The 23,048-nt window shown below is 67.5% G+C and carries 16 protein-coding genes; 11 read left to right on the forward strand and 5 right to left on the reverse strand.

All coding sequences use genetic code 11. The features are described 5' to 3' along the window. Positions 1-48 precede the first annotated feature (48 nt). Positions 49-822, forward strand: coding sequence for a polysaccharide deacetylase family protein (locus tag IE066_RS08425; RefSeq protein ID WP_189448912.1), 774 nt, complete (start codon positions 49-51; stop codon positions 820-822). On the opposite strand, the gene IE066_RS08430 is transcribed toward IE066_RS08425, so the two are convergent. Genes IE066_RS08430 through IE066_RS08440 form a run of 3 tightly spaced genes read right to left on the reverse strand, consistent with a single transcriptional unit; the run spans position 808 to position 3,372 of the window. Further along, complete coding sequence (locus IE066_RS08430) at positions 808-1,497, reverse strand: methyltransferase domain-containing protein (RefSeq protein WP_189449661.1); 690 nt, start codon at positions 1,495-1,497, stop codon at positions 808-810. The two genes, IE066_RS08425 and IE066_RS08430, sit on opposite strands and share 15 nt — an antisense overlap. 20 nt (positions 1,498-1,517) lie before the next feature. Further along, the gene (locus IE066_RS08435; RefSeq protein WP_189448914.1) at positions 1,518-2,126 is read right to left on the reverse strand and encodes an SGNH/GDSL hydrolase family protein; all 609 of its coding nucleotides are present in this window, start codon (positions 2,124-2,126) and stop codon (positions 1,518-1,520) included. A gap of 1 nt (position 2,127) precedes the next feature. Next, positions 2,128-3,372 (reverse strand): aminotransferase class I/II-fold pyridoxal phosphate-dependent enzyme, encoded by a 1,245-nt coding sequence (locus IE066_RS08440; RefSeq protein WP_189448916.1) that lies wholly within the window; start codon positions 3,370-3,372, stop codon positions 2,128-2,130. A 92-nt stretch (positions 3,373-3,464) separates the two neighbouring features. Between IE066_RS08440 and rsgA the strand changes: the two genes are divergently transcribed. The 4 genes from rsgA to IE066_RS08460 all read left to right on the forward strand — a co-directional run bounded on the left by rsgA (position 3,465) and on the right by IE066_RS08460 (position 9,212). Then, a complete protein-coding gene (gene rsgA, locus IE066_RS08445) occupies positions 3,465-4,598 on the forward strand; it encodes a ribosome small subunit-dependent GTPase A (protein WP_189448917.1) in 1,134 nt (377 codons plus the stop codon). Positions 4,599-4,658: 60 nt separating this feature from the next. Beyond that, positions 4,659-5,873, forward strand: a complete 1,215-nt coding sequence (locus tag IE066_RS08450) for a flavohemoglobin expression-modulating QEGLA motif protein (RefSeq protein WP_189449664.1) — start codon at positions 4,659-4,661, stop codon at positions 5,871-5,873. 64 nt (positions 5,874-5,937) lie between these two features. Then, positions 5,938-8,235, forward strand: coding sequence for an NADP-dependent malic enzyme (locus IE066_RS08455; RefSeq protein WP_189448918.1), 2,298 nt, complete (start codon positions 5,938-5,940; stop codon positions 8,233-8,235). Continuing rightward, entirely contained in the window at positions 8,235-9,212 is a 978-nt protein-coding gene (locus IE066_RS08460) for a glycosyltransferase (protein ID WP_189448919.1), read from the forward strand. The genes IE066_RS08455 and IE066_RS08460 overlap by 1 nt, the downstream gene beginning before the upstream one ends. Here the strand turns inward: IE066_RS08460 and IE066_RS08465 are convergent, their stop codons facing one another. Next, positions 9,213-10,139, reverse strand: a complete 927-nt coding sequence (locus IE066_RS08465) for a glycosyltransferase (protein WP_268244879.1) — start codon at positions 10,137-10,139, stop codon at positions 9,213-9,215. 186 nt (positions 10,140-10,325) lie between these two features. On the opposite strand from IE066_RS08465, the gene aceE reads away from it, so the two are divergent. From aceE to IE066_RS08495, 6 genes are all read left to right on the forward strand, one after another. Further along, the gene (aceE, locus tag IE066_RS08470) at positions 10,326-13,028 is read left to right on the forward strand and encodes a pyruvate dehydrogenase (acetyl-transferring), homodimeric type (protein WP_189448923.1); all 2,703 of its coding nucleotides are present in this window, start codon (positions 10,326-10,328) and stop codon (positions 13,026-13,028) included. Between the two features lie 128 nt (positions 13,029-13,156). Further along, positions 13,157-16,177, forward strand: coding sequence for a type I restriction endonuclease subunit R (locus IE066_RS08475; RefSeq protein ID WP_189448925.1), 3,021 nt, complete (start codon positions 13,157-13,159; stop codon positions 16,175-16,177). Continuing rightward, a complete protein-coding gene (locus tag IE066_RS08480) occupies positions 16,177-17,460 on the forward strand; it encodes a restriction endonuclease subunit S (RefSeq protein ID WP_189448927.1) in 1,284 nt (427 codons plus the stop codon). The genes IE066_RS08475 and IE066_RS08480 overlap by 1 nt, the downstream gene beginning before the upstream one ends. Next, a complete protein-coding gene (locus IE066_RS08485) occupies positions 17,457-18,467 on the forward strand; it encodes a virulence RhuM family protein (RefSeq protein WP_189448929.1) in 1,011 nt (336 codons plus the stop codon). Before IE066_RS08480 ends, IE066_RS08485 begins: the two co-directional genes overlap by 4 nt. Then, positions 18,464-19,567 (forward strand): AAA family ATPase, encoded by a 1,104-nt coding sequence (locus IE066_RS08490; protein ID WP_189448931.1) that lies wholly within the window; start codon positions 18,464-18,466, stop codon positions 19,565-19,567. Before IE066_RS08485 ends, IE066_RS08490 begins: the two co-directional genes overlap by 4 nt. A gap of 22 nt (positions 19,568-19,589) precedes the next feature. Further along, complete coding sequence (locus IE066_RS08495) at positions 19,590-21,209, forward strand: type I restriction-modification system subunit M (RefSeq protein ID WP_189448934.1); 1,620 nt, start codon at positions 19,590-19,592, stop codon at positions 21,207-21,209. An 825-nt stretch (positions 21,210-22,034) separates the two neighbouring features. Here IE066_RS08495 and IE066_RS08500 read toward each other — a convergent pair. Then, entirely contained in the window at positions 22,035-23,048 is a 1,014-nt protein-coding gene (locus tag IE066_RS08500) for an XVIPCD domain-containing protein (RefSeq protein ID WP_189448936.1), read from the reverse strand.

Below are 23,048 nucleotides of genomic sequence, written 5' to 3' on the forward strand. Positions count from 1 at the left end.
TTTTTTTTTGCGCGGCGTTAAGCTGGGCGCCCCGACGAGACGCCTGCGATGACCCTGCTCGCCCATACCCCGCCGCGCCGCCCGCACGTGCCCGTGATCGCGTTCCTGGTGCTGCACGCCGTGGTCGCGCTGCTGTGGTCGACGCTGGGCTGGACCATCGGCCTGCCGGCGTTGCTGCTCGCGCACGCCGCCTTCCTGTGGGGCACGTTGCGTTACGACTCGGCGTTGTTCGGGCCGGTGGTACGCGCTTTGGCGACGACGGAGCCGGTGGTCTGGCTGACCATCGACGACGGCCCGTCGGCCGACACGCCGGCGATCCTCGACCTGCTGGACCGCCATGCCGCACGCGCGACGTTCTTCGTCGTCGCCGAAAACGTCAGGCGGCATCCGGAACTCGCGCGCGAGATCGCCCGGCGCGGCCACGACCTCGGCAACCACAGCGACACGCATCCGGAGAAATGGTTCTGGGCGCTCGGCCCGGCGCGCATGCGACGCGAGATCGCGCGGGCGCAGGCAGACATCGAGCGCGTCACCGGGCATGCGCCGCGCTGGTTCCGCGCGGTGGTCGGCATGGCGAACCCGTTCGTGGCGGCGCCGCTGCGCGACCTGGGGCTCGCGCGCGTGGCCTGGAACGCGCGTGGCTTCGACGGCGTGGCGGGCGATCCCGACGTGGTCGTGGCGCGCATCGAGCGCGCGTTGAAGCCGGGCGCGATCGTGCTGATGCACGAGGGCGCGCCGCACGGGCGCAACGTGGAGATGCTGGAGCGCCTTCTCGAACGCCTGGCCGCGCGCGGCTACCGCTGCGTGCTACCTCGCGTCTGACGCGGCACGACGCCGCGCGACGACGCGCCAGTTGTTGAACGGCGTATTGCCGTAGAGCGGCATGAAGTCCGCATCGAGGCCAGCCGCGTCGAGACGTGCACGCAGCACGTCCTCGCGTGGATAGCTGCGCGGCGCCGAATACATCCAGCCCACCATCCGGCCCACGCGGTCGGCGAAATGGGTGAAGCGCAGGCGGCGGCCGCCGTCGTCGAGGCCGGTGCGGATCACCAGAAGCCCGTCGGGCGCGAGCATGCCGATGGCGGCCTCGAGGATCGCCGCCTGCGCGGTCGTATCGACGTACTGCAGCACGTCGAGGATGGCGACGCTGCCCGAATGGGAGGGCGTCCTGCGGATGAGGTCGACGGTCTCGAAGGCGACGTCGCGCAGTCCCGCGCGCGTGGCCACGCGCGCGGCTTCGGCGATCTTGCGTGCGTCCACATCGACGCCGTGGTAGGGCAGCTCGATGCCGTCGGCGCGCAGCGTATGCGCGAGCAGGCCGAGCCCGCAGCCGAGGTCGAGCAGCGGCGCGGTGCTGCCGCGCAGCGCGTCGGCGACGCCCGGATACAGCGGGTCGCTGCCGAGCTTCGCGCGCGTGTAGAAGTAGTGGTAGCGGTTGCCGAAGCGGGACTCGGGCAGGAAGGCGCGGGCGATGTTGCGCGCGCGCGCCGCATCCAACGGCCGGGTCGCGACCGCGTTCAAGCGTCGCCCAGCAGGCGATGCGCGACCGGCAGCGCGGCGTCCACCCAGCGCGCATACATCGCGCCGGAGGGATGCAAGCCATCGTCCGCCAGCATCGCATCGCTGTCGCCATCGTCGCGGCTGACCGGCGTTATGTCGACGAAGGCGATCCGGCGCGACTCGCACATGTCGCGTGCGATGTCGTTGAACCCGTCGATCTCACGTGCGATGGCCGTAACGTCGCGTCCTTCCTGGCGCGCGAAGCGCGTCGCGCCCCAATCGGGAATGGACAGCATCATCAGCCGCTCGGTGCGTCCGCCGGCCAGCGCCACGGCAGTGTCGAGCAGCGGCGCCAGCTGCGCGCGGTATTCATTGGCGGTGTGACCGCGGTACTGGTCGTTGACGCCGATGCCGAGCGTGACGAAGTCGAAATGGCCGAGCGGCTGCTCCGCGGCGATCGCGACGGCGAGCTCCTCGGTGGTCCAGCCGGTCTTGGCGAGGATGCGCGGCTCGCCGATGTCGATGCCGTCGTCGCGCAGCGCGTGCGCGAGCTGCACGGGCCAGCGGTGCGCGGGCTCGACGCCTTCGCCGAAGGTGTAGCTGTCGCCGAGCGCGAGGTAGCGCATGTCAGGCCACCTCGGCCGGGACGACGGCGGCCCCGGCGCGGCGCGCGAGCACGCGGTCCACGCGCGCGAACACCTCGCGCAGCACGTCCGGCTCGGGCAGCAGGGTCACGCGGAAATGGTCGCGCTCGCGCAGGTTGAAGCTGGTGCCGGGCACGATCAGCACGCCCTCGCTTTCCAGCATCTCCAGCGCGAAGGCCTGGTCGTCGAAGGCGATGGCGGCATCGCCCACCACCTGCGGGAAGCCGTACAGCGCGCCGCCCGGCGTGGCCATGCGCAGGTACGGGCTGGCCGCGACGCTCTCGACCACCGCGCGGCGCGCCTCGTACAGGCGCCCACCCGGTGCGGTGAGCGCGTGGATGGTCGCGTTGCCCGACAGCGCGGCCTCGATCGCGAACTGCCCGGGCACGTTCGCGCACAGGCGCAGTGCGCCCAGCAGGTCCATCGCGTGGTGGAAATCGCCGACGGCGAGCGGATCGCCCGACAGCACCGCCCAGCCGATGCGCCAGCCGCAGGCCCGATGCACCTTCGACAGGCCGCCGAACGACAGGCAGGGCACGTCGCCGGCGAGTGGCGCGAGCGGCTGGAACGTGGCGCCGTCGTACAGCACCTCGTCGTAGATCTCGTCGCTGAGCAGCAGCAGGCGGTGCCTGGCCGCGATCGCCACGATGCGCTCGAGCAGGGCGCGCGGATACACCGCGCCGGTCGGGTTGTTCGGGTTGATGACGACGATCGCCCGCGTGCGCGGCGTCACCAGCGATTCCATGACGTCAGGGTCGGGCAGGAAGCCGTCCTCGGGCCTGCACGGGTAGTGCACCGCGCAACCGTCGTTGAGGATGGTCGCGGCCGTCCACAGCGGATAGTCGGGCGAGGGCACCAGCACTTCGTCGCCCGGGTTCAGCAGGGCGCGCAGGCTGAGGTCGATCAGCTCGCTGACGCCGTTGCCCACGAACACGCGCTCGGGCGACGCGTTCGGCGTGCCGCGGCGGCGATGGAAATCCGCCAGCGCCTCGCGCGCGGCGGGCAGGCCCTGCTGGTGCGTGTAGGGGTCGGTCTCGTGGATGCGGTCGGCGATCGCGCGCTGCAGGTGCTCGGGCGCGCGGAAGCCGAAGGCGCCGGGGTTGCCGATGTTGAGCTTGATCAGCTTGCGGCCCTGCGCCTCCAACTCGCGGGCCCGTCGCGCGAGTTCGCCGCGGATCTCATAGCGCACCTCGGCGAGGCGTTCGCGGGTCTTGAGCACGTGGGACATGGAAGCGGCGGTGCGCGGAAGTGGCGGCCAGACTACCGAAATCGCGGCGCCGACGCTGCCGGCAGGCGGCCGTCGACTGGCACAATCGGCCCATGTCCGATTCGACGGCCACCACCGCCGCTGCCCTCGACGCCCGCCAGCTCGGCCGCATCGGCTGGCCGGGCGTGGCCGACGACTGGGCCGCCCTGTTCGCCGCGCATCCGCAGGCGCGGCCGGCGCGCGTGATCGAGCAGCACCGCACCGGCTACGTGGTGGCCGAAGGCCCGGGCGAAGGTTACGGCGTGGAGTCGCTGCCCGACTGGGCGCGTCCGGCGGGCTACCGCGCGGGCCGCACCGATCCCACCGAGCGCCCCGGCGTCGGCGACTGGCTGCTGGTCGAAGGCACGGGCGCGTCGGCGAAGGCCGTCGCGCTGCTGCCGCGGCACAGTGCGATCAAGCGCGCGGCGGCCGGCGAGCATTACAAGCAGCAGCTGATCGCCGCGAACATCGACACCGCGTTCGTCGTGTCGGGGCTCGACGGCGACTTCAATCCGCGCCGCATCGAACGCTACCTGCTGCTGGTGCACGGCGGCGGCGTGCAGCCGGTGATCGTGCTGACCAAGGCCGACGTGGCCGGCGCGGCGACCATCGAGGACGCGCGCGACGCGCTGGCGGACGTGGTCGAGGACGTCGAGATCGTGGTGGTGAACGCGCGCGAGGCCGCCAGCGTCGCGCAGCTCGATCGCTGGCTCGGCCCCGGCCGCACGGCGGTACTGGTCGGCAGCTCGGGCGCCGGCAAGTCCACGCTCACCAATACGCTGCTGGGCATCGAGCGCATGAAGACCGCGAGCGTGCGCGAGAACGATTCGCGCGGCCGCCATACCACCACGCATCGCGCGCTGATCCCGCTGCCGCAGGGCGGCTGCCTGATCGACACGCCGGGCATGCGCGAGCTCAAGCCGACCGGCGAGGAAGCGGTGGCCGACACCTTCGCCGACGTCGAGGCGCTGGCCGCGCAGTGCCGTTTCCGCGACTGCTCGCACGAGGCCGAGCCCGGCTGCGCGGTGCGTGCGGCGATCGAATCGGGCGAGCTCGACCCGCAGCGGCTGGCGAACTACCGCAAGCTCGCGGTCGAGGTCGCCGGCGCCGCAGGGCGCCTGGCCACGCGCCAGCAGCAGAAGGCGGACTCGAAGCCCGGCGGGCGCCCCTCGGGGCGTCGTCCGGACGGCCGCGGCGGGCGTCGCTAGGTGGCGGCGGCCGGCCCGCTGACACCCGACATCGCGCATCACGCCGCGCTCGACGAGCGCATGGTGCGCGTCGCCCGCGACATCCGCGTGCTGGCGCTGCTCAGCTGGCCGGTCGGCACCGAGGCCGCGTTTCTCGCCGCCTACGCCGCCGGTACCGCGCGTCCGCCGGTGATCGAGTACCCGAAGAGCGACTTCTCCGCCGCGCGCGCCGAGCTCGAGGCCATCGTCTGCGAGGCCGACCCGCAGCATCCGCTCGGCCAGTACCTGATCGATGCGGCGCGCAGCTGGAAGAACGCCGCGCTGATGTGCGAATCGGCCGGCACCGAACGCATGCTGGCCTACTCGAAGGAACTCTACGGCGCGCCGAACGAGGCGCTGCCGGGCAACGGCCCGACCGCGCGCGAGGCCGCGCAGCACTTCATTTCCATCGCCGACGAACTCGACCCCGGCCTGCTCGCGCCGTCGGAGAGCATCCACATCTCCGCCACCGCGCTGCGCCTGCAGCTGCAGAACGATCTCGACGACTACTTCAACGCGCGCGTGATCGAGGTCGAGCTCGACCCGGACCTGATCGCCAAGGCCGCCGCCGGCGCCACGCGCATCCGCCTGCGCGCCAGCGCGGCGTTCAGCCAGTACGACCGCGGCCAGCTGCTGAACCACGAGGCCTTCGTCCACTCGATCACCGCGCTCAACGGCCGCGAGCAGCCGGTGCTGCCGAGCCTGTCGCTGTCCTCGCCGCGCACCACCGCCACGCAGGAAGGGCTGGCGACGTTCGCCGAGCAGATCACCGGCAGCATCGACATCGGCCGCATGAAGCGCATCTCGCTGCGCATCGAGGCCGTGGCGCGCGCGCTCGACGGCGCGGATTTCATCGACGTGTTCCGCTTCTTCCTCGACGCCGGCCAGACGCCGCAGGAAAGCTTCTCGTCGGCGCAGCGCATCTTCCGCGGCGTGCCCACCACCGGCGGCCACGCATTCACCAAGGACACCGTCTACCTGCGCGGGCTGGTCGGCGTGCACACCTTCTTCCGATGGGCGCTGCGCAGCGGCAACCTGCCGCTGTGCCGGCACCTGTTCGCCGGCAAGATGACGCTGGCCGACGTGCAGCGCTTCGAGCCGCTGTTCGAGGCCGGCGTGCTGCTCGCGCCGCGCTGGCTGCCGCCGTGGCTGACGCGTATCAACGGGCTCGCCGGCATGCTCGCGTTCTCGCTGTTCGCCAACCGCATCCGGCTCGACGCGATCGCCGACGAGGGCGGCGTGCTGCTCGACTTCTGAACGTCGTCGCCGGCCGCTGCGGGCCGGCGGGTAGAATCGGGGGCCCGTCCGGTATCGCGATCCGATGACCCAGAGCCCCGCCGACGAACTCAAGCAGGCCGCCCTCGAATACCACCGGGCCGATCCGCCCGGGAAGATCCGGGTGACGCCGACCAAGGCCCTGGTGACCCAGCGCGACCTCGCGCTCGCCTACTCGCCGGGCGTGGCTTATGCCTGCGAGGCGATCGTCGCCGACCCCAATACCGCCTCCGAGCTCACCGCACGCGGCAACCTCGTCGCGGTGATCTCCAACGGCACCGCCGTGCTGGGCCTGGGCGACATCGGCCCGCTCGCCGGCAAGCCGGTGATGGAAGGCAAGGGCGTGCTGTTCCAGAAGTTCGCCGGCGTGGACGTGTTCGACATCGAGGTCGACGAGCGCGATCCCGACAAGCTGGTCGACATCATCGCCTCTCTGGAACCGACCTTCGGCGGCATCAACCTCGAGGACATCAAGGCCCCCGAGTGCTTCATCGTCGAGCGCAAGCTGCGCGAGCGGATGAAGATCCCCGTGTTCCACGACGACCAGCACGGCACCGCGATCATCGTCGGCGCCGCGATCTACAACGCGCTGGAAGTGGTCGGCAAGAAGATCGAGGACGTGAAGCTCGCCACCGCGGGCGCCGGCGCGGCGGGCATCGCCTGCCTCGACATGCTGGTCGCGCTGGGCCTCAGGCCCGAGAACATCCTCGCCGTCGACCGCGACGGCGTGCTCTATACCGGCCGCGAGAACCTCGACCCCGACAAGGCCCGCTACGCGCGCGATACCGACAAGCGCACGCTGGCCGACATCATGGTCGGCGCCGACGTGTTCCTCGGCCTGTCCGCGGGCGGCGTGCTCAAGCCCGAGATGGTCGCGACCATGGCCGAGCGCCCGGTCATCCTCGCGCTCGCCAATCCGTACCCGGAGATCCTGCCGGAGGACGCGAAGAAGGCCCGTCCGGACTGCATCATCGCCACCGGCCGGTCGGACTACCCGAACCAGGTCAACAACGCGCTCTGCTTCCCGTACATCTTCCGCGGCGCGCTCGACGTCGGCGCGACGGAAATCAACGAGGCGATGAAGCTCGCCTGCGTGCGCGCGATCGCGCAGCTCGCGCGCATGGAGGCCGGCGACCTCGCCAGCGCCTACGGCGGCGACGTGCCGCGCTTCGGCCCCGATTACCTGATCCCGCGCCCGTTCGACCCGCGCCTGCTGGTGATGCTCGCGCCGGCCGTCGCGCGCGCCGCGATGGACTCGGGCGTGGCCACGCGCCCGATCCTCGACATGCGCGCCTACGAGGAGAAGCTCGGCACCTTCATCTATCGCACCGGCCTGATCATGAAACCGGTGTACGACCGTGCGCGCAGCGACCTCAAGCGCGTGGTCTATGCCGAAGGCGAGGAAGAGACCGTGCTGCGCGCCGTGCAGACGGTCATCGACGAACAGCTCGCGCGCCCGATCCTGATCGGCCGGCCCGACGTCATCGCCAACCGCATCGAGCGCCTCGGCCTGCGCATGCGCGCGGGCGTCGATTTCGAGCTGACCAACATCAATTCCGACCCGCGCTTCGACGAGTACTGGCAGCAGTACCACGCGCTCACCGCGCGTCGCGGCGTGACGCCGGCCGCCGCGAAGAACCTGCTGCGCTCGCGGCCGACATTGATCGCCTCGCTGATGGTCGAGCGCGGCGAGGCCGATGCGATGATCTGCGGCATCGTGGGCCGCTTCCACAAGAAGCTCGGCTACCTGCGCAGCGTGTTCGACTTCGACCGCGGCGTCAGCGGCACCGCCGCCATGACCGCCGTCATCAACAACCTTGGCACCTGGTTCTTCCTCGACACGCACGTGCAGGTCGACCCCTGCGCCGAGCAGATCGCCGAAGCCACGCTGCAGGCCACCTACCGCATGAAGCTGTTCGGCATCGAGCCGAAGGTCGCATTGCTCAGCCACAGCAACTTCGGCAGCCACGACAACGCGTCGGCCCGCAAGATGGCCCGCGTGCGCGAGCTCCTGGCCGCGCGTGCGCCCAGGCTGGAGATCGAGGGCGAGATGCAGGCCGACACCGCCTGGGACGAGGACCTGCGCGCGCGCATGTTCCCGAACTCGCGTCTGTCAGGCCGCGCCAATCTGTTCGTGATGCCCAACCTCGACGCCGCCAACATCGTCTACAACATGGTGCGCGTGATGACCGACGGCGTGGCGATCGGCCCGATCCTGATGGGCCTCGACAAGCCGGCGCACATCCTCACGCCCGCCTCGACGCCGCGCCGCGTCGTCAACATGACCGCGATCGCCGCCGTGGACGCGCAGATCCGCGCGGCGCAGGGCGCGCGACGCGGCTGATGGCGCAGGCGCTGCCGTCGGCCACGATCCTCGTCATCGCCTACCGCAACGAGGCGACGATCGCGGAGGCGCTGCGTTCGGCGCTCGCGCAGACCGTGCCTTGCGAGATCATCGTCTCCGACGACAGCGGCGGCGATCGCACGCTCGACGTCGCGCGCGAGGTGATGGCCGGTTACGAGGGCCCGCATCGCGTCACGATCCGCGGCACGCCGCGCAACTTCGGCCTCTGCGCGCATCTCACCGAGCTCGCGCAACTGGCGACCGGCGAGATCCTGGTCTGCTTCGCGGGCGACGACGCGAGCTATCCGCAGCGCGTCGAGAAACTGCTCGCGCGCTTCGCGGAGAACCCGGCGGCGCAGATCGTGGGCTCGCACGTGGACGATGTCGACGCGACCGGCAAGTTGCTGCAGGCCCGCACCCGCGGCACGCCCGAAAGCATCGACCAGCGCTGGCTTCTGCGCCGGGGCAAGCTCGCCGCGGTGCTGGGTGCGTCGATGGCGATCCGCCGCACGCTGCTGACGGAGTTCCCGCCGCTCGAAGGCAAGGTCGAGGACAACATGCTGACCCTGCGCGCGGTGCTCGCGGGCGACTGCCACTGCCTGCCCGACGCACTGCTCGCCTACCGTCGCCACGACAACAACCTCGGCGACTGGGTGTTCGACCGCAGCGGCCATGACTACGCCGGCTTCGAGCGCCGCCAGCGCCGGATCCTGGCGATGTACCGCGAAATCGCCGCCGACCAGCGACGTTGCCTCGAAGCCCGCACCGATCTGCCGGTTGACCGCCGCCGCCTCGGTGCGCAGCTCGCGGACATGTACGCGCTGGAAGCCGACATGCGCGAAGCCATCCTCGACCGGCCGCGGCGCGAATGGCTCGGCCCGCTGTGGGCCGGGTTCAGGCATCCGGGCCTGCGCCGCAAGAGCGCCGAGCGTGCGCTCAAGCTGCTGTTTCCGCGCAAGGTGTTCGGACGCGGCTGATCAGGCGACGGCGCGCGCGCGCCGCAGCTTCTTGGCGAAGCGAGTCCACAGGCGTAGCGCATCAAGGCCGGGCCGGCCCGACCAATGCGGTGCGGCCGCGCGCTGCGACCACAGCGTCGTCAGCAAGGGCGCCGACGTGCCGCCGTCCAGTGCGCGCGACAGGTCGGCATGCAGGCGCGCGGCTACGTCGGCATCGCGAAAATCGCGTGCCGCATACGCCTGCGCCAGCGTGCCGCGCATCTTCAGCCAGTTCGCGCTCTCGCAGCGCTTGCCCATGCCCTTGTGCTTGTGACCCATCGGCGAATACGCATCGCAATGCCGACGGAACCGCACCAGCGGCTCGGGCACGTAGCGCACGCCGTTGCGCCCGGCCGCGCACAGCGCCAGCCACCAGTCGTGGTAGACGCCTTCCGGGAACGGACGGGCCTGTTCGAACAGCGAGCGCCGTACCAGGCTCGCGTGGCCCGACACCGAATTGCCGAACAGGAATTCGACCGGCCGACGGCCTTCCAGCATCCGCATGTGGCCCGAAACCCGGCAGCCGAGGTCGCGCCCGTCGCCGTCCATGTAGCGGGAATCGCAGTAGGCGAGGTCGGCGTCGCCGATCGCCGCCAGCAGCGTGCGCAGCTTGCCCGGTTCGCAGTAGTCGTCCTGGTCGCAGGGCGCGATGAACTCGCCGCGGCAGAGCGACATCGCGCGCTCGAAACTCGCGGTGGGGCCCAGGTTGCGCGGATTGGCCGACCAGCTGACCCGCGGGTCGCGGGCGGCGTACTCGGCGAGGATGGCCGGCGTGTCGTCGCTCGAGCCGTCGTCCACGCAGACCAGCTCGAGGTCGACGCCTTCCTGCGCGAGCACGGAATCGATCTGCTCGCGCAGGTAGCGCGCGCCGTTGTACGTGCTCAAGGCAACGGAAATCCGTGGCGTCATGGCGGTCCCTGCGACTCGCCGCGATCCTAGCAGCCAGTGCCATCGGTTGGGTTACGGCCGCGTTGTTCAGACCCTACGCCACCGCATGCGGTTTCCGCCCACGGCCGCTGATCGGCAGGGAAGACCGGATTGCTAGAATCGGGCCTTCCCCTGCACACAAATCAGCGGCCAAGGGGCCGTAGACGGATGACCGGCAATCTTTCCAGCGCCATCAACGACATGTTGCACAACGACCCGGACCCGGCCGAGACCCGCGAGTGGCTCGAGTCGATCTCCGCGGTCATCGACCGTGAAGGCCCCGACCGCGCGCACCAGCTGCTGCAGGGGATGGTCGAGGTCACCCGCCGCGCCGGCGCGCACCTGCCGTTCAGCCCCACCACCGAGTACGTCAACACCATCCCGCCGCACCTGGAGGCCAAGAGCCCCGGCGATGCCGCGATGGAATGGCGCATCCGCTCGATCCTGCGCTGGAACGCGATGGCGATGGTCGTTCGCGCCAACCGCAAGCCGGGCGACCTTGGCGGCCACATCGCCTCGTTCGCGTCGAGCGCCACGCTCTACGACGTCGGCTTCAACCATTTCTGGCGCGGTCCCGAGGGCGACCACCCCGGCGACATGATCGGCTACCAGGGCCACAGCTCGCCGGGCATCTACGCGCGCAGCTTCCTCGAAGGCCGCATCAGCGAGGACCAGCTCGACAACTTCCGCATGGAAGTCGACGGCCGCGGCATCAGCTCGTACCCGCATCCCTGGCTGATGCCCGACTACTGGCAGCTGCCCACCGTCTCGATGGGCCTCGGCCCGCTTGCGGCCATCTACCAGGCGCGCAACTGGAAGTACCTCGAAGGCCGCGGCCTGATGCCGAAGTCCGACCGCAAGGTCTGGTGCTTCCTGGGCGACGGCGAGACCGACGAGCCCGAGAGCCTGGGCGCGCTGTCGGTCGCCGGCCGCGAAGGCCTCGACAACCTCGTCTTCGTCGTCAACTGCAACCTGCAGCGCCTCGACGGCCCGGTGCGTGGCAACGGCAAGATCATCCAGGAGCTGGAAGGCAACTTCCGCGGCGCCGGCTGGAACGTGATCAAACTCGTGTGGGGCAGCTACTGGGATCCGCTCCTGGCGCGCGACACCAGCGGCAAGCTGCGCCAGCTGATGATGGAAACCGTCGACGGCGAGTACCAGAACTGCAAGGCCTTCGGCGGCAAGTACACGCGCGACAACTTCTTCGCCAAGTACCCGGAGACCGCGCAGCTGGTCGCTTCGCTCTCCGACGACGACATCTGGCGCCTGAACCGCGGTGGCCACGACCCGCACAAGGTCTACGCCGCCTACCACCAGGCGGTGAACACCAAGGGCATGCCCACGGTCATCCTCGCCAAGACGGTGAAGGGCTACGGCATGGGCGCGGCGGGCGAGGCGCTCAACCCCACGCACCAGACCAAGAAGCTCGACGACGAGGCCGTGCGCGCCTACCGCGACCGCTTCCAGGTGCCGGTGAGCGACAAGCAGCTCGCCGAAGGCACCGTGCCGTTCTATCACCCGGGCAAGGACTCGCCGGAAGTCGAGTACATGATCGAGCGCCGTCGCGCGCTCGGCGGCTTCCTGCCGCAGCGTCGCCGCAAGGCCACGCAGCCGCTCGCCGCGCCGAAGCTCGAAGTCTTCGACCGCCTGCTCAAGAGCACCGGCGAGCGCGAGATCAGCACCACCATGTCATTCGTGCAGGCGCTCAACATCATCCTGCGCGACAAGCAGGTCGGCCCGCGCTGCGTGCCGATCGTGGCCGACGAAGCCCGCACCTTCGGCATGGAAGGCCTGTTCCGCCAGCTCGGCATCTATTCGCCGCAGGGCCAGAAGTACAAGCCGGTCGACCGCGACCAGCTCATGTACTACCGCGAGGACGCCGCCGGCCAGGTGCTGGAGGAAGGCATCACCGAAGCCGGCGCGTTCGCCAGCTGGATGGCCGCGGCCACCAGCTACTCGACGAACGACCTGCAGATGCTGCCGTTCTACATCTACTACTCGATGTTCGGCTTCCAGCGCATCGGCGACGCCGCCTGGCAGGCGGCCGACATGCGCGCGCGCGGCTTCCTGCTCGGCGCCACCGCCGGCCGCACCACGCTCAACGGCGAAGGCCTGCAGCACGAGGACGGCCATTCGCACCTGCTCGCCAGCGCCATCCCGAACTGCCGCAGCTACGACCCCACCTTCGGCTACGAAGTGGCGGTGATCCTGCAGCACGGCATGCAGCGCATGCTCAACGAGCAGCAGGACGAGTACTACTACATCACCCTGATGAACGAGAACTACGCCCACCCGGACATGCCGGAAGGCGCGGCCGACGGCATCATCAAGGGCATGTACCTGCTGCAGGGCGGCGCCAAGCCCAAGAAGGGCGAACTGCGCGTGCAGCTGATGGGCTCGGGCACGATCCTGCGCGAGGTCATCGCGGCCGCCGAGCTGCTCGACAAGGACTTCGGCGTGACGGCGGACATCTGGTCCTGCCCGAGCTTCAACGAGCTCGCCCGCGACGGCGCCGACGCCGAACGCTGGAACCGCCTGCACCCCGAGGACGAGCAGCGCCTGCCGTACATCACGCAGCTGCTGCAGGGCCGCCAGGGCCCGGCCATCGCCGCCACCGACTACGTGCGCGCCTTCGCCAACCAGGTCCGCGAGTACGTGCCGATGCGGTACACCGTGCTCGGCACCGACGGCTTCGGCCGCTCGGACACTCGCGCGAACCTGCGCCGCTTCTTCGAGGTCGACCGCTTCCACATCGCGCACGCGGCCATCGCGGCGCTGGCGGCGGAGGGGAAGATGACCGGCAAGGACGTGGCGAGGGCGATCAAGCAGTACAGGCTGGATGTCGACAAGCCGAATCCGATTTCCGTTTGAGGTGGGCGTGGCTGAAGAAGGGCGGCTGATGTCGCCCTTCTTGTTCTGCGCAGCAGAAACCAGCCGTAAGCTGTCCTGCCAGGCCTCGACTCACCGCCACCCGCCTGCGATCGCCACAGGGGTATGCCATGCGCGTCAGGGAAGCCACCATCGAGCAGGAGCTGATCGAAAAGCTCGGCGAACTCAAGTACACCCAGCGCCCGGACATCCGTGACCGCGCCGCGCTGGAGGCCAATTTCCGCCAGCACTTCCAGGCCTTGAACCGGGTCACCCTGACCGACGCCGAGTTCGCCCGCCTTCTGGACGAAATCGTCACCCCCGACGTCTTCGCCGCCGCGCATACCCTGCGCCACCGCAACGCCTTCATCCGCGATGACGGCACGCCGCTCAACTACACGCTGGTCAACATCACCGACTGGTGCAAAAACACCTTCGAGGTCGCCAGCCAGCTGCGCATCAATACCGACTACAGCCATCACCGCTTCGACGTGGTGCTGCTGATCAACGGCGTGCCCGTGGTGCAGATCGAGCTGAAGACCCTCGGCATCAACCCGCGCCGCGCGATGGAGCAGATCGTCCAGTACAAGGCCGACGCGGGGAGTGGTTACGCGCGCACGCTGCTGTGCTTCATCCAGCTGTTCATCGTCAGCAACCGCGACCAGACCTACTACTTCGCCAACAACAATGCCCGCCACTTCGCCTTCGACGCGAAGGAGCAGTTCCTGCCGGTGTACGAATACGCCGCGCCGGACAACCGCAAGATCACCGGGCTGGACGCCTTTGCCAACGCGTTCCTGGCCAAGTGCACGCTGGGTCAGATGATCAGCAAGTACATGGTGCTGGTGCAGGGCGAGCAGAAGCTCTTGATGATGCGGCCGTACCAGATCTACGCGGTGAAGAACATCGTCGAGTGCATCGACCGCAACCTCGGCAACGGCTACGTCTGGCACACCACCGGTTCGGGCAAGACGCTGACCAGCTTCAAGGCGTCCACGCTGCTCAAGCACAACCCGGACATCGCCAAGTGCCTGTTCGTGGTGGACCGCAAGGACCTGGACCGGCAGACCCGCGAGGAGTTCAACCGCTTCCAGCCCGGCTGCGTGGAGGAAAACACCAACACCGGCGCGCTTGTGCGGCGCCTGCTGAGCGAGGATGCCGCCGACAAGGTGATCGTCTGCACCATCCAGAAACTCGGCCTGGCGCTGGACGAATCCAGCACCCGCAACCGCGGCCGAGAGAAGCGCGGGCTGGCCAGCCACGCCGAACAGCTCGCCGCGCTGCGCGAGAAGCGCATCGTCTTCATCTTCGACGAATGCCACCGCAGCCAGTTCGGCGACAACCACCAGGCTATCCGCGAGTTCTTCCCCAGGGCCCAGCTGTTCGGCTTCACCGGCACGCCCATCTTCGAGGCCAACGCTACCTACAAGCGCATCGAGGGCGAGGAACAGACCCTCAAGACCACCGAAGACCTGTTCCAGCAGCCGCTGCACGAATACACCATCACCCACGCCATCGAGGACCGGAACGTCCTGCGCTTCCACGTGGACTACTTCAAGCCGGACGGCAGGAACCCGCCGAAACAGGGCGAGCCGCTGGCCAAGCGCGCGGTGGTCGAGGCCATCCTGGCCCGCCACGACACCGCCACCGCGAATCGCAGGTTCAATGCCATCCTCGCCACGGCCAGCATCAACGACGCCATCGAATACCACGCGCTGTTCCACGCCGTGCAGGCCGAAAAAGCCGCCGCCGATCCGGACTACCGGCCGCTCGCCGTCGCTGCGGTGTTCTCCCCGCCTGCCGACGTCAGCGCCGACGTACGCCAGCTGCAGGAAGACCTGCCCACCGAGCTGGAAGACAACAGGAAAGACCCGGAAGGCAAGAAGGCCGCGCTCACCGCCATCATCGCCGCCTACAACACGCGCTTCGGCACCCATCACAAGATCGGCGAGTTCGACGCCTACTACCAGGATGTGCAACAGCGCATCAAGCTGCAGCAGTTCGCCAATGCCGACCTGCCGGGCAAGGGCGCGGAAAAGCTCGACATCGTGATCGTCGTCGACATGCTGCTCACCGGCTTCGACAGCAAGTACCTCAACACCCTGTACGTGGACAAGAACCTCAAGCACCACGGCCTGATCCAGGCGTTCAGCCGCACCAACCGCGTGCTCAACGACAGCAAGCCCTACGGAAACATCCTCGACTTCCGCGGCCAGCAGAAGGCGGTGGACGACGCCATCGCCCTGTTCTCCGGGGTCAAGGCCGAGCAGGCGCGCACCATCTGGCTGGTCGACCCGGCGCCGGTGGTGATCGAGAAACTGAAGGACGCCCGCGACAGGCTCGCCACCTTCCTGCAGTCGCAGGGGCTGACCGGCGAACCCGACGACATCGCCAACCTTCGCGGCGATGCCGCCCGCGCCGGCTTCGTCGAGCACTTCAAGCAGGTGCAGAAGCTCAAGGTGCAGCTGGACCAGTACACCGACCTCACGCCCGAGCAGGCGCAGCAGATCGAACAGGTGCTGCCCTCCGACGAGCACATCGCCTTCCGTGGTGCGTATCTGGAAACCGCGCAGCGCCTGCGCGCCCGCCAGGGCAAGGACGAGGACGCGTCGGCGGGGGAGAGCGCGGCCGACCAGCTCGACTTCGAGTTCGTGCTGTTCGCCTCCAGCACCATCGACTACGACTACATCATGAAGCTGGCCGCCGACATCTCCATGCAGCCGGCCGGCAAGGCCAGCATGAGCCGCGAGGCGCTGGCCGGCCTGATCGCCGGCGACGCCAAGTTCATCGACGAGCGCGAGGACATCACCGAATACGTGCGCGGCCTGAAGGCCGGCGCGGGCCTGGACGAGGCCGCCATCCGCGCCGGCTTTGAGGCCTTCAAGAAGGAAAAGGCCGCGCACGAACTGGCGGCGCTGTCGAAGCGCCACGGTGTCGCGGTGCCCGCGCTCACCGCCTTCGTCGAGGCCGTGCTGGCCCGCCGCATCTTCGATGGCGAGGCGCTGACCGAACTGCTCGCGCCGCTGGCGCTGGGCTGGAAGGCGCGCGCACAGAAGGAAGGCGAGCTGATGGCCGAACTGGCGCCGCTGCTGCGCAAGCGCGCCGGCGGGCGCGAGATCGCGGGGCTCAAGGCCTATGAGGATGCGCGGTGATGGCGAAGCAGGGTGCGAAGACGGCGACGCCGAGGCTGCGGTTTCCGGAGTTTCGGAAATCCGCGCCATGGCCAGAGACCGACTTGGGGGCTGTGCTGTTTGAGCACGGCACAAAAGACGACGGCGCGAGCGAGGTTCACTCCGTTTCAGTTCACAAGGGAGTCGTGAATCAGATGGAGCATCTGGGGCGCAGCTTTGCTGCAGCTGATCGCTCAAAATACAACTTGGTCAAGCCGTACGATGTTGTCTATACAAAAAGCCCCACGGGTGACTTTCCGTTCGGAATCGTCAAGCAGAGCCGGTTGCCTATTAACGCGATCGTCTCCCCACTCTACGGAGTGTTCTCACCGAGCAATCGATACGTCGGGTACTTGCTCGATGCGTACTTTGAATCTCCCAATCGCACGAATCTTTACTTGGCGCCGGTCACTCAGAAGGGCGCGAAGAACACGATCCAGATCTCCAATGACGGCTTCTTGTCGAAAGGTATTTTTTTACCTGAGCAGGAAGGCGAACAACAAAAAATCGCCGACTGTCTGACGTCGTTGGACGAGGTGATTGCCGCGCAGGGGCGCAAGGTGGAGGCGTTGAAGGCCCACAAGCGCGGCCTGATGCAGCAGCTCTTCCCCCGCGAAGGCGAAACCCGCCCCCGCCTCCGCTTCTCCGAGTTCCGCGATGCACCGAAGTGGTCGCTCGGCAAAGCGAGCGACATCGTTGAAGTCATACAGGGCTACGGATTTCCAGAGCGTTTGCAAGGCAACGCGACGGGAGAATTTCCGTTCTACAAGGTGAGCGACATTTCTGCGTGTGTGGATGCTGGCGGCGTCCTGCTAACCGACGCGAACAATCACATCGAGGCCGACGTGCTGGCCGAGCTTCGGGCCAAGCCGATGCCGGTGGGAGCAACGGTGTTTGCAAAAATCGGCGAGGCCATCCGTTCCAACAAGCGCGCGATGACGGCTCGGCCCTCCCTAGTGGACAACAATGCTGCCGGCGTCAAAGGGATTGATGATCGTGCAGACGACCGCTTTGTGTACTACCTCTGGTCCCAGGTGTCCCTGATCGAGTACGCCGGTGGCGTCGTCCCGGCGGTCAACAAGTCGGCCATCGAGCAGATTCCAGTGTGCTATCCGAAGAAGGACGAACAACAACGCATTGCCGACTGCCTCGCCTCCCTCGACACCCGCATCGCGGCCGAAGCCGCCCGCCTCGCCGCCCTCAAGACCCACAAGCAGGGCCTGATGCAGCAGCTGTTCCCCGCGCCCGAGGCTACGGGCGCATGACCGGCCTGATCCTCTACACCACCGAGGACGGCGCCAGCCGCATCCAGCTGCGCGCCGATGGCCAGACCGTGTGGCTGACGCAGGCGGAGATGGCGGAGCTGTTCGACGTCACCGCCGAGAACATCCGCCAGCATCTGAAAAACGTGTTCTCGGACAAGGAGTTGGAACCTGAACGAACATCCAAGGATTCCTTGGTAGTTCAACCGGAGGGCGGGCGCGACGTGCGCCGGCCGGTCACCCTCTACAACCTCGACGCCATCCTCGCCGTCGGCTACCGCGTGCGCTCTCCGCGCGGTGTGCAGTTCCGCCGCTGGGCCACGACCGCGCTGAAGGAATACCTCGTCAAGGGCTTCGTCATGGACGACGAACGCCTGAAGAATCCGGACGGCCGCCCGGACCACTTCGACGAAATGCTGGCGCGCATCCGCGACATCCGCGCGTCGGAAAAGCGGTTCTACCAGAAGGTGCGCGACCTGTTCGCGCTGAGCGTGGACTACGACAAGACCGACCGCGCCACCCAGACGTTCTTCGCCACGGTGCAGAACCTGTTGTTGTACGCGGTCACCGGCCACACCGCCGCCGAATTGATTCTCGCCCGCGCCAATCCGTCTGATCCGCATTTCGGCCTGCGCAGTTGGAGTGGCGGCCGCGTGCGCAAGCACGACATCGTGGTGGCCAAGAACTACCTCACCATCGATGAGATCGACACCCTCAACCGGCTGGTGGTGATCTTCCTGGAAACTGCCGAACTACGGGCCAAGCGCCGGCAGGATATCCCCATGCGCTTCTGGATGGAGAACGTGGGCCAGATCATCGCCAGCAATGGCTTCGCGCTGCTGGAAGGCGCCGGCACCGTCAGCCGCGAACAGATGGAAGCGGGCACCGACGCGCGCTGGCTTGGCTTCGACGAACAGCGAAAGAAGGAGGAAGCGCGCGCTGCCGATGCGGCCGACGAGGCCGAACTGGCCGCGCTCGAAGGCCGAATCAAACGGCGCAGGAAGCCATGAGCAACACCTTCGCCGACCTCGCTGAACTTGCGCGGCATTTACGCGTTCAGCTCGACACGAAAAAGTTCGTGCTGCTCTATGCCTACAACGGCACGGGCAAGACGCGCCTGTCCACGGCGTTCAAGAACATCGGCAAGACGGTGGGCGCCGACGGCGAGGTGACCGCGCGTGACACGTTGTACTTCAACGCCTTCACCGAGGACTTGTTCCAGTGGGACAACGACCTCGCCAACGACAGCCGACGCGTGTTGAAGATCAACAGCGATTCCCGCTTTTTCGCGGGCCTCGCCGAGCTGGAGATGGATAACCGAATCCGCCCGTTGCTCAACCGTTACGCGGACTTCGACTTCCGCATCGATACCACCACATGGACGGTGAGTTTCTCGCGCAACGAGACGCGGGACGGCGTCACGACCACCGTCGACGACATCAAGGTGTCGCGTGGCGAGGAGAACATCTTCATCTGGTGCTTTTTTCTGGCCATCGTGCAGCTGGCCACGGACCCGGAGATCGAGGTTTACGACTGGGTGACGCGGATATATATCGACGATCCGATTTCGTCGCTAGATGAGCACAATGCCGTAATGGTCGCGAACCATTTAGTGCAGGTCTTGACAGCAATTGATGAAGGCCCTCCCGCGGTGGTCTCCACTCACCATCCCCTGTTCTTCAATGTGCTGTGCAACGAGTTCGGACGAAAGGCTCGCAAGTACTTCCTCAAATACGTGTCTGGGTCTGGCAGCTATGCGCTGGATGACGTGGATGGTCGCGAGTTCTTGCACCATTTGGCGACCTTGGGCGAATTGAATCAAGCCCAGAACTCTGGCGCCTTATATACCCATCACTTCAATATGCTTCGTCGCGTGATGGAGCAGACTGCCAACTTCTTCGGCTTGGAAAGCTGGAAGGACTGCATAAAGCCAGAGGCAGACGATCCGCAGAAAACGCTGTACGAACGGATCATCAACCTGATGAGTCACGGCGACTACTCGCTGTTTGAACCGAGAGAGATGATGGAAGAGAACAAGAATTTGTTTCGGAGGATCTTCCATCAGTTCAAGGTGACCCATCCGTTCAATCCCGATCGGATCAAGGGTTAATCAAAATTATTAGAAGCTCGCAATGACCGAAAACGACCAGAAACAACTCGGCAAGACCCTGTGGGCCATCGCCGACCAGCTGCGCGGCGCGATGAACGCGGACGACTTCCGCGACTACATGCTGTCCTTCCTGTTCCTGCGCTACCTGTCCGACAACTACGAGGCCGCGGCGAAGCGCGAACTTGGCTCCGACTATCCGGATGCCAGTGCCATCGGCAACGGCGGCAAGACGCCGCTGTCGGTGTGGTATGCGCAGAACCCTGGTGACGTCGCGCAATTCGAGCAGCAGATGCGGCGCAAGGCGCATTACGTCATCAAACCCGAGCATCTGTGGAACCACATCGTCCATCTGGCGAAGTCGCAAAGCGGCGAACTGCTGAAGACGCTGGATGAAGGCTTTCGTTTCATCGAGGAAAAGTCCTTCGAGAGCAACTTCCAGGGGCTGTTTTCGGAGATCAACCTCTACTCAGAAAAGCTCGGCAAGCGCCAGACGGACAAGAACGACAAGCTGTGCGCGATCATCAGCAAGATCGCGGATGGTCTGGCCGAGTTCTCGACGGATACCGATACGCTGGGCGACGCCTACGAATACCTGATCGGCCAGTTCGCCGCCGGCAGCGGCAAGAAGGCCGGCGAGTTCTACACCCCGCAGCGCATCTCCGGCATTCTCTCGGCCATTGTCACGCTGGACAGCCAGGAACCGTCATCCGGCCCGCGCCGGTCACTGGGCAGCGTGCTGGACTTCGCCTGCGGCTCCGGCTCGCTGCTGCTCAACGTGCGGCATCGCATGAAGGACGCGGGCGGGCAGATCGGCCGCATCGTGGGGCAGGAATCGAACATCACCACCTACAACCTGGCGCGCATGAACATGCTGCTGCACGGGGTGAAGGACACCGAGTTCGAGATTCACCACGGCGATACCCTGGCCAATGACTGGGACTGGCTGCGCGAGACCAACCCGGCCAGGAAGCCCGCTTTCGACGCGGTGGTGGCCAACCCGCCTTTCAGCTACCGCTGGGAGCCGAAAGAGGCGACGAAGGACGACCCGCGCTTTGCCAACCACGGCGTGGCGCCCAGGAGCGCCGCCGACTTCGCCTTCCTGCTGCATGGCCTGCACTACCTGAAGGACGACGGCGTGATGGCCATCATCCTGCCGCACGGGGTTCTGTTCCGCGGCGGCAAGGAGGCGGACATTCGCAGGAAGCTCCTCACCGACGGCCACATCGACACCGTGATCGGCCTGCCGGCGAACCTGTTCTACTCCACCGGCATCCCGGTGTGCATCCTGGTGCTGAAGAAGTGCAAGAAGCCCGACGATGTGCTGGTGATCAACGCTGCCGAGCATTTCACGAAGGGCAAGCGGCAGAACCACCTGTCCGATGCGGATATCGATCGCATCATCGGCACGTATCGCGACCGCGCCGAGCGCGAGCGCTTTTCACGCCGCGTGTCGATGCAGGAGATCATCGCCAACGACTACAACCTCAACATCTCGCGTTACGTCAGCACCGCCGTGACGGAGCCGGACATCGATCTGCTCGGCGTGCATGGCGAGCTGGTGGAGATCGAGCGGCAGCTTAGCGAGGCTAGGTCACGGCATAACGCGTTTCTGAAGGAACTGGGGCTGCCGGAGTTGCCGTGATCGCCGTCGAGGACGCCTCCGGCCTGGCGCGTCAACAACACGGGTCAGAGACGAGTCTTCGAGTCCCCGTGATCCGAATTCAACCGTCTGGCTTCGAACGCGACACGCCGGGCTCGAAGCCCCATCGCCGAAGTTCGCAGCTGCAATAGCCGAGCTCTGAGCTCCGCACGCCGGGCTCTGAGCTCCATTGCCCGAGCCTCGACGCTCCGGACGCCGAGCTCTAAGCTCCATCACCCGAGCCCGAAGCTCCACGCACCGAGCTCCAAGTGAAAACAGGGGTCAGAGTCGTATTTCCCCGTGCCGTGACATCCGGCGACCCCCCGAATCTCCGAGCGGCAGGCACGGTGCTCCGGCGTTGAGGGTTTGAGCCTGCCCGCCGAGGCTCCAGAGCCTCACCCGTGAGCCTCGAAGCCTCATCGATGAGGCCCTGGAGCCTCATGCGGCAGGCTCCAAGCCTCATCCACTAGGCTCGAAGCCTCACGCATGAGGCTCGAAGCGTCGTCGGGTAGGCGAAAAGCCTCATGCACCAGGCTCGAAGCCTCATCGATGAGGCTCCGGAGCCTCACGCGGCAGGCAAAAAGCCTCGTGCATGAAGCAAAAAGCCCGGCGGGCGAGGCTTCGGGCCTCATCCGCCGGGCCTGATAGCCATCACCGCCTGAAGCTCGGGCGGTGCGGCCGTCACTCCGCCAGCGCGGGCGCCTTCCGGCGCCCCTGCTTCTCCAAGCGCGCCGACAGCTCGCGGCGGGCGGTCTTCAGCGCTTCGCCATTGCCGGCCGCCTTCCGCACGCGCCGGGGGCCTGCGGGTCGACCGGGCTGTGGCCTCTCCTATGTCCGGACCAGCCGGTGCGTGTCCTGCTGCGGGGTCGTATGGACCTGGGCCATCGCGTCGGCTGTTCGCGCGTGCACGGCGGGCTCCTTTGCCAGCGCGATCGTGTCGTTCGACGGCAGCGACATGGCGTCGGCGCTGCGCATATGGGCGATGCGGTTGCCGGCGTCGTGCAGGCCGCCCTGCACCACGAAGATGTTCTCGCCGGCACGCAACCGGTCGGTCTGGACGCCGAGCACCACGTGGTCCACGCGGTCCAGCCCGTTCTGGCGGGCCAGCGCGGCGAGGTGGTGGGCCACGCGGTCGGTGGTTTCGTCGGGGCTGCGGCCCAGCTGTGCGTCCAGCCGCGCCACGGCGGCATGCGTCTGGTCCAGCAGGCCCGCGTGCTTGTCGGGCAGCGGCGACAGCGGCAGCCCGCCGTTGGGCAGCGGCACGTAGCGGTCGCCTTCGTGCCGGGCCGGTGCGTCGAGCACGGGGTAGCGCGTGTTCCGCAGTGCCTCGATGCGCGCGGGCGAGGTCATGCGGTTCTCGATGCCGGGCTCGATGACGCCCGGGAAGTCGCGCACCGCCACGCCCATCACCTCGCCGAGCGTGCGATAGGCCGAGTTGCTGTTGACCGTGCTGCCGTCCAGGCGGAAGCCGTAGTTCGGGTAGTCGAGGTCGAGCGCGTTCAACGGCGCCTTGGCGGCGGCGGCGGCTTCCCATCGCGACAGCACCTCGTCCTTCGGGCCGACCAGCACGTCGCGATGCTGCTGGCCCTCCTTGATGTAGGAGGTGCGGCTGGCCGTGTCGCCCGAGAGCGCGGCGACGGCGGGGTCGTGCGCGAAGTGCCAGACACGCAGCGAGTGGCGCTTCTCATCCGTGCCGATCGGCACCGCTTCGCCGCTGCGGCGGTCGGTGGCGAGGCCGTGCAGTTCGGCGAGCGCGGTGCCGCGCTCGTCGCGCAGCACCCAGAAGTCGTGGCTCGCCACGCCGCCGATGTCGAGCGAGCGGGCTTCGATGGTGTAGGGCAT

This window comes from Cognatilysobacter xinjiangensis, assembly GCF_014651995.1.
Lineage (GTDB): Bacteria > Pseudomonadota > Gammaproteobacteria > Xanthomonadales > Xanthomonadaceae > Cognatilysobacter > Cognatilysobacter xinjiangensis.